The organism is Pseudomonas sp. REP124 (assembly GCF_020164475.1).
Lineage (GTDB): Bacteria > Pseudomonadota > Gammaproteobacteria > Pseudomonadales > Pseudomonadaceae > Aquipseudomonas.
In genome coordinates this window covers 1-10457 of record NZ_JAIQWX010000192.1, presented here as the reverse complement: position 1 = coordinate 10457, position 10457 = coordinate 1, and the positions used below count along the sequence as shown (strand labels likewise).

Annotated in this window: 11 protein-coding genes and 4 tRNA genes; 5 read left to right on the top strand and 10 right to left on the bottom strand. The window is 59.4% G+C overall.

The features are described from left to right. Positions 1-103 precede the first annotated feature (103 nt). The 6 genes from K9857_RS27790 to K9857_RS27765 form a co-directional block, all read right to left on the bottom strand. Positions 104-421, bottom strand: coding sequence for a hypothetical protein (locus tag K9857_RS27790; RefSeq protein WP_224541358.1), 318 nt, complete (start codon positions 419-421; stop codon positions 104-106). 682 nt (positions 422-1103) lie between these two features. Next, positions 1104-1511: a sel1 repeat family protein gene (locus tag K9857_RS27785; RefSeq protein WP_224541356.1), complete on the bottom strand. Its 408-nt coding sequence runs from the start codon at positions 1509-1511 to the stop codon at positions 1104-1106. Beyond that, a complete protein-coding gene (locus K9857_RS27780) occupies positions 1512-1883 on the bottom strand; it encodes a hypothetical protein (RefSeq protein ID WP_007898892.1) in 372 nt (123 codons plus the stop codon). Beyond that, positions 1880-2233: a helix-turn-helix domain-containing protein gene (locus tag K9857_RS27775; protein ID WP_224541354.1), complete on the bottom strand. Its 354-nt coding sequence runs from the start codon at positions 2231-2233 to the stop codon at positions 1880-1882. Before K9857_RS27775 ends, K9857_RS27780 begins: the two co-directional genes overlap by 4 nt. Before the next feature lie 114 nt (positions 2234-2347). Further along, entirely contained in the window at positions 2348-2803 is a 456-nt protein-coding gene (locus tag K9857_RS27770; RefSeq protein WP_224541352.1) for a YkvA family protein, read from the bottom strand. Positions 2804-3104: 301 nt separating this feature from the next. Beyond that, positions 3105-3818 (bottom strand): FKBP-type peptidyl-prolyl cis-trans isomerase, encoded by a 714-nt coding sequence (locus K9857_RS27765; protein ID WP_224541350.1) that lies wholly within the window; start codon positions 3816-3818, stop codon positions 3105-3107. Between the two features lie 267 nt (positions 3819-4085). On the opposite strand from K9857_RS27765, the gene K9857_RS27760 reads away from it, so the two are divergent. Both K9857_RS27760 and K9857_RS27755 read left to right on the top strand, forming a co-directional pair. After that, positions 4086-5888, top strand: coding sequence for a di-heme-cytochrome C peroxidase (locus tag K9857_RS27760; protein WP_224541347.1), 1803 nt, complete (start codon positions 4086-4088; stop codon positions 5886-5888). Positions 5889-5917: 29 nt separating this feature from the next. Further along, positions 5918-7054, top strand: coding sequence for a catalase family protein (locus K9857_RS27755; RefSeq protein ID WP_224541345.1), 1137 nt, complete (start codon positions 5918-5920; stop codon positions 7052-7054). Between the two features lie 213 nt (positions 7055-7267). On the opposite strand, the gene K9857_RS27750 is transcribed toward K9857_RS27755, so the two are convergent. From K9857_RS27750 to K9857_RS27735, 4 genes are all read right to left on the bottom strand, one after another. Further along, positions 7268-7344, bottom strand: a tRNA-Asp gene (locus tag K9857_RS27750). Positions 7345-7359: 15 nt separating this feature from the next. Then, a tRNA-Val gene (locus tag K9857_RS27745) sits at positions 7360-7435 on the bottom strand. 198 nt (positions 7436-7633) lie between these two features. Beyond that, positions 7634-7710: transfer RNA gene (locus K9857_RS27740), tRNA-Asp, on the bottom strand. A 19-nt stretch (positions 7711-7729) separates the two neighbouring features. Then, positions 7730-7805, bottom strand: a tRNA-Val gene (locus K9857_RS27735). A 160-nt stretch (positions 7806-7965) separates the two neighbouring features. Here K9857_RS27735 and rdgC point away from each other — a divergent pair. From rdgC to sugE, 3 genes are all read left to right on the top strand, one after another. Next, positions 7966-8886: a recombination-associated protein RdgC gene (gene rdgC / locus K9857_RS27730; RefSeq protein ID WP_224541343.1), complete on the top strand. Its 921-nt coding sequence runs from the start codon at positions 7966-7968 to the stop codon at positions 8884-8886. Between the two features lie 151 nt (positions 8887-9037). After that, positions 9038-10003, top strand: a complete 966-nt coding sequence (locus tag K9857_RS27725; RefSeq protein WP_224541341.1) for a bile acid:sodium symporter family protein — start codon at positions 9038-9040, stop codon at positions 10001-10003. Between the two features lie 118 nt (positions 10004-10121). Further along, positions 10122-10436 (top strand): quaternary ammonium compound efflux SMR transporter SugE, encoded by a 315-nt coding sequence (gene sugE / locus K9857_RS27720; protein WP_034146393.1) that lies wholly within the window; start codon positions 10122-10124, stop codon positions 10434-10436. The last annotated feature ends 21 nt before the right edge of the window (positions 10437-10457 follow it).

The following is a 10457-nucleotide window of genomic DNA, read 5'->3' as shown; positions in this document are numbered from 1 at the left end:
CCCTCGCCACAGGTATGTGTCCTGCTTGTATTGCATTGCACCTGTAGGAGCGAGGCTTGCCCGCGAAGAGGCCGGCTCGATCAACACAAATGTCCGGCGTTAACTACTCGGTAGCCATCCGCCGCAACCGCCGCCTCACCACATCCAGCACATCACACCCATTGCGCAACGGAATGGCGAGCAGCAGGGCAAAGTCGCTGAGGATGAAGGATTCGCATTCGATCGAGCCGCGCATGGAGAGATTCTCCAGGACCTCCGTCACGGCACGGATTCGATAGCCGGCCGCGTCCATCGGGGCATCGAGCGGGGCGTGGGTGTCGACGAACAGCGTGGGCATGTCGTTGCAGTTGCCGGTCATGGCCATGTAGCGGTTGTCGGGGTTTGGCTTTTCGTAGGGCGGATCGGGAGTCAGTGTTTTCATCGATTTATTCCTAACGTAGAGATGGATGACGCCACCCATCGCTTCCACGCAATGGGTGGCGGCTGTGCACAGGTGTGGAAGACCGGGACGTTAGGCACCCGGCGCGCTCGAAAGCGCCCCGCGCACAGCCACCATGAAACACCGACGATAAAACGCCGAACAGGTGGCACTTGATGCGCCTAACGATACAGGGCTTCCACACCCTGCCACTGAATGTGCAGTGACATCCCAAAGGCTATCGTCGAGCACAACGCACCACCAGTTCATGAACTTCGCTACAACTTGAAGGAAACCTCCTACGACGCCGAGCGCGACGGACTTTGCTGGCATCCAAAGGGAAAAGAAGTCAGACAGGGATGAAGATTGCGTAGGGCAATTCGCCAAAGCGCAAACGGGACGTAGGAATACACACTACGTCCCACAGATCTTTCAGAAAAATCGCCATTACTACATTGAATCAGGCAAGGGCATCGGTGACCGGCCTGACGCCTTCGCGGGCAAGCCTTGCTCCTACAGATTTGCGGAGTGTCAGGCATTTTGATGCTGGATGTGCCGGCCTCTTCGCGGGCAAGCCCGCTCCCACAGGTATTGCGCTGTCCCAGGCTTCACTCGATCCCTGTGGGAGCGTGGCTTGCCCGCGAAGAGGCCGGACCAGACAGCACAAATCTTTCAAAAGTCGCCGTTACTTCATCGAGTCCCGGGCAGCCAATTCTTCGAGCTTGATCTGCGCCAACGGATGCCCGGCCTTCACCGCAATGCCCCAGAAGCGTGCTGCCTCAACGGGGTCTGGCGCCTTGCTCGGGCTGCCGGCGAGGCTGATCACCCCTACCTGATAGGCCGCCTTGCCATCGCCAGCCAATGCCGCCAGGCGCAGCAGGCGAATGCCTTCTTCTCGGGCGCCCAGGCCGACGCCGCGAAAGGTCAGGATGTGGCCATAGAAGCTCTGGGCGTCGACATCGCCCAGGTTCGCCATGCGCGCGAACTGGCCTTCCATCCAGCTCCAGATACGGGGCTGTCGTACGAACCACGGCCAATGAAACAGCCGGCGCGCCAGCCAGTAATTGACCCGCGCCTTGAGTCGCAGAAACACTCAGGCCTCCGCCGATTCGGGGTACTCGTACTCGAACACCCGCACCACTTCCGAGGCATGCCAGGACGCCGCCGCGACCCCGTCGGACGGCCCGGAAAACCGCCCCAGACGCTCGACACATTCAAAGAAACCGGTGCGCGGCAAACGACTGGCGCCCTGGCTGATCACCAGCGAACTGCGCAACGGCTGTTCGGCCCGGGCATCCAGCGCCGCCAGATGCTCCAGCGCGGCAGTCAGTGTCTGCATGGCCGGCGTGGGCAGCTGCAAACGCTCAAGCAGCGCCCGATAGGTCAGGAGGTGACGCTGACGGCGCGCCTGATCCAGCTCGCCCAGCAATCCGTCCCAGTGTTGACGACTGATGCGTACGCTCACGATTCTTCCCTCCACCCCGGCACCGTCATTTCCCAGGCCAGACTGCGGCGAATCGCGGCGTCGGGCTGACGCTCGCCACTTTCGATCATGGCCAGATAAGACGGGCTGATGCCTACCGTGCGGGCCAGCGCCTCGATGGCGATGCCCTTCCCTTCGCGCAAACTGCGTAGTTGATCAAGACCTGGAAGAATCGGGTCCTGAGTCGTCGACTGCGGCGCCGGAGCCAGGACCGGAGCCGGGTGCGACGGTGCTTCGTTGATGCCTGCTGCCTTGAGTAACGCCTGATACTGAGCCCACGGCAGAACCGCGTATTCGGGTTCGCCTTCGCGTGTAATTATCTGAATATCCATGACTACCCCGTAGGACAAAAACACTTAGCGAGTCGGCACTTTTCCCTAGAAGTGTAATCCTAACAGCGGCTAAGGTCGCGGGGGGTATCTATATCTGGTTCAGGGTTGAGCAAATTAGCGCTTTTTCGGCCCCTGAACCTGAAGTTGTTCGCGAGTTGCAGGCAGGCGCTCCACAACTACAAGCTTCTCCGGCGACTGGCGTTTGCGCCAGGTGCGAAAGGCTGTGAGTTCATCGTCCAGGACTTTCATCAGCCAACCCAGAACGGCGATGTCATCTAGCATGCCGAACATGGGCAGGAAATCCGGAATCGCATCCACGGGACTGAGAAAGTACATCAGCCCGGCCACCACCGAGACGATTGCCTTGGGACTGATCGCCCGATACTCGCCACGCCAGTAGGCAAGGCACAGTGCCTGCAGCAGGCGCAGATCGTCCTTGAGCTTGCCCAGCCGATTACCTTGGCTCGCGCCCTTGGCGGCCACGGCGAACAACAGTGTGGGCAAGCGCCCACGTGCCAGCAGGCGCCCGGCCAATGGCAGAAAACGAGCAAAATTCCAGGGTGCTTTCATGGGATCCTCCCGCTGAAATGTTATCCACACAAATTGTGGATAACCTTGTGAACAGAGCTGCATTTCACGGCTGAAAGCCCCGCAGCATAAGGGCTGAGCTTAGATCGGGCGTTTTTTACTCATCAAAAAAACCCCAATATTTCATTGACTTGACGGTCAGACGCGGTTAACCGGTCCTACATTGGCTAGGACTTCAGCCTACAGCATCTGTTCGTTTTGTTTACCTTTGCCGAGTATCAGATACAACAACGCCCCGCATGAGCGAGGCGTTGTTCTGAAGCAGTTCTGAAGCAGGCGCCGATTACTTGGCGACTTCTTCTTTGCTTGGATCTTTGATTGCCAGCAGTTCCAGGTCGAATACCAGCACCGAGTTGGCCGGGATTGCCGGGCTTGGGCTCTGTGCGCCGTAGGCCAGTTCGCTTGGAATATACAGCTTGTACTTCTCGCCGACGTGCATCAGTTGCAGGCCTTCGACCCAACCCGGGATCACACCGCTGACCGGCAGATCGATCGGGCTGCCGCGCTCGACGGAGCTGTCGAAAACGGTGCCATTGGTCAGCTTGCCGGTGTAGTGAACGGTCACTACGTCAGTCGGCTTAGGCTGAGCGCCATCGGCTTTCTTTTCCACTTCATATTGCAGGCCGGAAGCGGTGGTTACGACACCTGCTTTCTTGCCGTTTTCTTCGAGGAATTTCTTGCCGGCGGCTGCCGACTCTTCACTCATCTTGGCCATGCGCTCTTCGGCACGTTTTTGCAGTGCGGCGAAGGCTTCAACCAGTTCTTCGTCCTTGAGCTTCTGCTCTTTCTTGCCGACGGCGTCTTCGATGCCCTGGGCTACGGCTTTGGAATCCAGATCATCCATGCCTTCCTGAGCCAGGCTCTTGCCCATGTTCAGGCCAATGCCGTAGGAAGCTTTTTGCGCCGGGGTTTTGAGCTCTACGCTGGTTTGCGAGTCGCAACCCGCGAGTACCAGGCTAACCAGGGCCACCGCCGCCGCCAACCGATGCTGTTTCATGCTATTTCCTTGTTCATTCGCCTAAAGGGCAATCGAGTAAAGTCGCGAGCTTATCAGGCGGCCACGACCAATGGCTACCGGGATAAGAGACGTATATTTGCGATAAGTTCAGGTGTTTAAACGCTTTTCGCAGTGTAGATGATGAAACTTCTGTCATCCGACTCTGACAGGGAAAGTTTCGCAACCCGCAAATCTGGCGTGATGGCCACTTGCCGCTCAACTTGGGCTCAGGCATAACGGAAGAATAAATCGACAAGGATGTTCATCTTGCGCCTCTTCTTTCGCTTGCTGATTCTGATTGCTTTATTGCTGGGCGTTGCTCTGGCGGTAGTCCTGTATTACGTCGCCAACCCCAAGCTACCGCTCTGGACTCCGCCCCAGCAGGTGCATTACCTGGATCAGTGGAGCGCGGACGACCGCCAGACCTATTACTTCACCCCTCAGGGTACGCAGGTCAAAGGCTTGCGTTATGACTGGTTCACGGCGCTCGAATTGCCGTTCTCGCAAGACCGCTTTGCCGCGCCGGAATATCTGGCCCGTTTCGGTTTTCTGATCGACCCCGGCCAAAAGCCTACAGAAAACAACCCGGGAAATTTGCCGGTCGGCTTCGCGCGTCATCAGAATCCCGGCAGCACGGATACATTTCTGGATATTACCTGCGCCGCCTGCCACACCGGCGAGCTGCGTTTCAAAGGTCAGGCAGTGCGTATCGACGGCGGTACCGCGCAGCACGTTTTGCCTTCCAGTGTTCCGACATTAAGAGGTGGCAGTTTCGGACAGGCCTTGGTCGCAAGCCTGGTGTCGACGTACTACAACCCCTGGAAATTCGAGCGTTTCGCCCGCAAGGTCCTCGGCTCCGACTACGACGCGCGCCATGAGTTACTGCGCAAGCAATTCAAACATTCCCTGGATACCTTCGCGAAAGTCGCCTGGAACGACACCCACCGCGGGCTCTATCCGACAGAAGAAGGCCCGGGGCGCACCGACGCCTTCGGCCGCATCGCCAACGCCACCTTCGGCGACGCCATCTCACCCGCCAACTATCGCGTGGCCAACGCCCCGGTGGACTATCCACAGTTGTGGGACATGTGGACATTCGAATGGGTGCAGTGGAATGGCTCGGCCAAGCAACCCATGGCGCGCAATGTGGGTGAAGCGCTGGGCGTGGGCGCCACCCTGAATTTCTTCGACAAGAACAGACAGCCGCTGATGGGCGATGACCGTTACCCGTCCAGCGTTCGCGTGCGCGATTTGCACCTGATCGAACAAACCCTGCAACGCCTGGAACCGCCCGCCTGGCCGGAAGCGCTGCTGGGCGCCGTCGACAAACCTTTGGCCGCCAAGGGACGCGCTCTGTTCAGCGAAAACTGCGCCGGCTGCCATGTGCCCCCCGTGACTCAGGACGAAGGGCGCTATGTACAGCATCTGAAAATGATTCCGGTGGAACACATCGGTACCGACCCGAACGCCGCCGACAACATTGCCAACCATCGCTATGACCTGACGGCGCTGCAATGGAATCAACAGGAACTGGCGAATCTCGACGTCGAGCCCAAGCCCACCGCGCCGCTGGACCTGAGCCAAATGTCGGTGGCCAAGGGCCTGGCGTATGTCACGGCGTTCGTGGAGAACCGCGCCTATCGCGACGCGGGTGTTACCCCGGCCGAGCGGCCGGAAATGGACGGTTTCGGCCTGCCGATCGGCGTCCGCGAACTGCGCGCGTACAAGGCCCGACCGCTGGCGGGTGTGTGGGCCACGGCGCCGTTTCTGCATAACGGTTCGGTGCCGAGCATTTATCAACTGCTCTCGCCGCAGGATGAACGCGCGACCACGTTCTATACGGGCACCTTCGAATACGATCCGCTGCATCTGGGTTATCGCACCGAAGCCTTCACCAACGGCTTCCTGTTCGACACGCGCATCAGCGGCAATCACAACAGCGGTCACGAATTCCGCGCCGGCAAGCTCGGCAATGGCGTGATCGGCCGCCTGCTGGAACCGCAGGAGCGCTGGGCGCTGATGGAATATCTGAAAGTGCTGGGCGGCCCGCTCGAGTCGCAATTGCCGTGACCTTTAAAACGCTGCAAAAGGATGACCGCATGTTGAAATCCCTCTGGCTAAGCCTGGGCGCTTTTCTCGGCAAGACGCTGCTCTGGCTGCTGGGGCTTGGACTGCTGGGCTGGGCGCTGGCAACGGCGTGGTTCGCCTGGCAGCATCGCGGGCCGGTGTCGGCGCAGGAGCTGATTCCCGAGGGCGAGGCGGCGATGACCCAGGGAATCATCCAGACCGCCGTGCGCATCGTCGATCAGCACCGGGAAAACACCCGCTATCTGCGCGATGCCCACGCCAAGGCCCACGGTTGCGTGAGGGCGCAAGTTCAGGTGCTGCCGGATCTGGCGCCTGAGATGCGCCAGGGGGTGTTTAGCGAACCGGGGAAAACCTGGCAAGCGACCATGCGCCTGTCCAACGGCAATGCCTACCCGCAGTTCGACAGCATCCGCGATGCCCGGGGCATGGCGCTCAAGCTGCACGATGTGCCGGGCAAGCAGCTATTGAGCGATCAACCGCAGCGAACCGAGCAGGATTTCGTGATGTTCAGTCATCCGAACTTCTTCGTCAGCGATGTGGCCGAGTATCGTCAGAATGTGGCCGCGCAGGCGGCTGGTAAAAAGATGATGGCGTTCTTTCCGCATTGGGACCCGCGCACATGGCAGGTCCGTCATCTGTTTATCGCGCTGGCCACACTCTCCCCTGCGCCGGATAGCCCGACTCAGACGACCTACTTCTCGGTGTCGCCCTACAAGTTCGGCGAGGCCAATGCGAAGTTCAGGGTAATGCCCGATCCGCAGAGCTGCCCCGCCTACACGCCGCCCGAACAGAACCGGAAGCTGCCGAATTTTTTGCGCAGTGCGTTGAATCAACAGTTATCCACAGATCGATTGGCGGCGTGCTTTGTCCTGCAGATCCAGCGTCAGGACGCAAACAAGTACATGCCGATCGAGGACACCAGCATTGAATGGCGTGAAAGTGATGCGCCGTTCGAGACGGTTGCGCGAATCACATTGCCGGCGCAGGACTTCGATTCACCGGCGCAGAACCTGCAATGCGACAACCTGTCGTTCAACCCATGGTTCGGGATAGAGGCGCATCGGCCCATTGGCGGGATCAACCGGTTGCGCAAGGCGGTGTATGAGGCCGTGAGCGATTACCGGCATGCGCGTAATGCAGAGCAATAAATGCAGCGCGCCTAATCCAATACTGTGGGAGCGAGCCTGCTCGCGATGAACGTTAACGATGACGCGGGCATCCTGACAGCCAGCGTTATCGTTGACGTTCATCGCGAGCATGCTCGCTCCTACAGGTCTATCAAATTCCAGACAGCAAAAAGCCCGCGCTAGGCGGGCTTTCCGTGTGGTGACCTGGCGTTCAGTGTTCCAGGTTACCGAATATGGCGCAGCGGACGGGACTCGAACCCGCGACCCCCGGCGTGACAGGCCGGTATTCTAACCGACTGAACTACCGCTGCGCGTAGCGTTGAAAGTGGTGGGTGATGACGGGATCGAACCGCCGACATTCTGCTTGTAAGGCAGACGCTCTCCCAGCTGAGCTAATCACCCTGTACCTTCGTTGCGGGGCGCATTGTGCCACAGATTTTCGTAAAGTGTTGATTTAATTGAAATATTTATCAAAAAATCTGAAAACCGGTGAAACGACGCATCCTGCAGGAACAACAGTCAAACTTCAGACAGAAAAAAGCCCGCTTCAGCGGGCTTTTCCGTGGTGACCTGGCGTTCAGTGTTCCAGGTTACCGAATATGGCGCAGCGGACGGGACTCGAACCCGCGACCCCCGGCGTGACAGGCCGGTATTCTAACCGACTGAACTACCGCTGCGCGTAACACTGAATGCGAATGGTGGGTGATGACGGGATCGAACCGCCGACATTCTGCTTGTAAGGCAGACGCTCTCCCAGCTGAGCTAATCACCCTTCACGTTCGGTGTGGCGCGCATTCTACGGAGCGACCCTACCTCTGGCAAGCACTTTTTCAATTAATTTTTTCATGCCTTCCAAAGGCTTAGAGAAGGGTTGGCCTATGGCACGGCGAAGACAATAATGCCCCCCTTTGTATAAAGGAGAGAGTCACCCCATGTGGTTCAAGAACCTGCTTATCTATCGCCTGACCCAAGATCTGCCTGTTGATGCCGAGGCGTTGGAATCTGCACTGGCCACCAAACTGGCGCGCCCATGTGCAAGCCAGGAGTTGACCACCTACGGTTTCGTCGCCCCTTTCGGCAAGGGCGAAGATGCACCCCTGGTGCATGTCAGCGGTGATTTCCTGCTGATCAGCGCGCGCAAGGAAGAACGCATCCTGCCGGGCAGCGTTGTGCGTGATGCGGTGAAGGAAAAGGTCGAAGAGATCGAAGCCGAGCAAATGCGCAAGGTCTATAAAAAGGAACGCGATCAGATCAAGGATGAAATCATCCAGGCTTTCCTGCCGCGCGCCTTTATCCGTCGCTCCTCCACCTTCGCCGCCATCGCGCCGAAACAGGGCCTGATCCTGGTCAACTCGGCCAGCCCGAAACGCGCCGAAGACCTGCTGTCCACCCTGCGTGAAGTGATCGGCACCCTGCCGGTGCGTCCGCTGACCGTGAAAATGGCCCCGACCGCGGTCATGACCGAGTGGGTCACCACGCAAAAAGCCGCGGACGACTTCTTCGTGCTGGACGAGTGCGAACTGCGCGATACCCACGAAGACGGCGGCATCGTGCGCTGCAAGCGCCAGGATCTGACCAGCGAAGAAATCCAGCTGCACCTGAGCACCGGCAAAGTGGTCACTCAACTGTCGCTGGCCTGGCAGGACAAGCTGTCCTTCGTGCTCGACGACAAGATGGTGGTCAAACGCCTGAAGTTCGAAGACCTGCTGCAGGACCAGGCTGAACAGGATGGTGGTGACGAGGCCCTGGGGCAGCTGGATGCCAGCTTTACCCTGATGATGCTGACTTTTGGTGATTTCCTGCCGGCGCTGGTTGAGGCGTTGGGTGGTGAGGAGATGCCGCAGGGTATCTAAAGCCTTGTGAGGTCCAGTGTGGGAGCGGGCTTGCTCGCGAAGGCGGTGTATCAGACATCAAGATGGTGACTGACATTCCGCCTTCGCGAGCAAGCCCGCTCCCACATTGGATCTGTGCAACTTTCAAAAAACAACACTCAAGGATCAAGCCATGCGTGCATTGGCAGCACTGAGCCGTTTCGTCGGCAATACCTTCGCTTACTGGGTTCTGATTTTCGCCGTCGTGGCGTTCCTGCAACCGGCCTGGTTCATCGGCCTCAAGGGCGCCATCGTGCCGCTGCTGGGCGTGGTGATGTTCGGCATGGGCCTGACGCTCAAACTCGAAGACTTCGCCGCAGTCGCCCGTCATCCGTGGCGCGTTGCCTTGGGTGTGGTGGCGCATTTCGTGATCATGCCCGGCGTGGCGTGGTTGCTCTGCCAGGCTTTCCATTTGCCGCCGGAGATCGCCGTCGGTGTGATTCTGGTCGGCTGCTGCCCAAGCGGTACTTCTTCGAACGTGATGACCTGGCTGGCACGTGGCGACCTGGCGCTGTCGGTGGCCATCGCGGCGGTGACCACCCTGCTCGCCCCGCTACTGACACCGGCGCTGATCTGGCTGCTGGCGTCGGCCTGGTTGCCGGTTTCGTTCATGGAATTGTTCTGGTCGATCCTGCAGGTGGTGCTGCTGCCGATCGTGCTGGGCGTCGTGGCCCAGCGCCTGCTCGGGGATCGCGTGCGTCACGCGGTGGACGTGCTGCCGCTGGTGTCGGTGGTGAGCATCGTGATCATCGTCGCCGCCGTGGTAGCCGCCAGCCAGGCGAAGATCGCCGAGTCGGGCCTGCTGATCATGGCCGTGGTGATGCTGCACAACAGCTTCGGTTATCTGCTGGGTTACTTCACCGGCCGTCTGTTCAAGCTGCCGCTGGCCCAGCGCAAGTCCCTGGCCCTGGAAGTCGGCATGCAGAACTCCGGTCTCGGTGCTGCGCTTGCCAGCGCACATTTCTCGCCGCTGGCGGCGGTGCCGAGTGCGTTGTTCAGCGTCTGGCACAACATTTCCGGCGCCCTGCTCTCGACCTACTTCCGCCGCATGAGCGAAAAACAGGATCGCGAAATCGCTGGTCAGCAGGCTGCTGACTGATCCGAAAACTTGATCCCCGGATTAATGCTGGGCACTCTATGGCGCAACGCGAGGACGACCTCGCGGCTCTGACGAGTCATTAATCTGGGGACGACCCCGTCAATCGATGGAGGTTTTCATGTCCTGGATCATTCTGTTTTTCGCCGGCCTGTTCGAAGTCGGCTGGGCCGTTGGCCTCAAATACACCGACGGTTTCAGCCGCCCTCTCCCCACCGCCCTCACCGTTGCAGCCATGGCGATCAGCCTTGGCTTGCTGGGCCTTGCCATGAAGGAATTGCCGCTGGGCACGGCCTATGCGATCTGGACCGGCGTGGGCGCCGTGGGCACGGTGATTGCGGGAATCATTCTGTTTGGGGAATCGATGGCGCTGGTGCGGTTGGCCAGTGTGGCGTTGATCATTGCCGGATTGGTTGGGCTCAAGGTCAGCACTTAGGCCACTGGCCTCTTCGCGGGC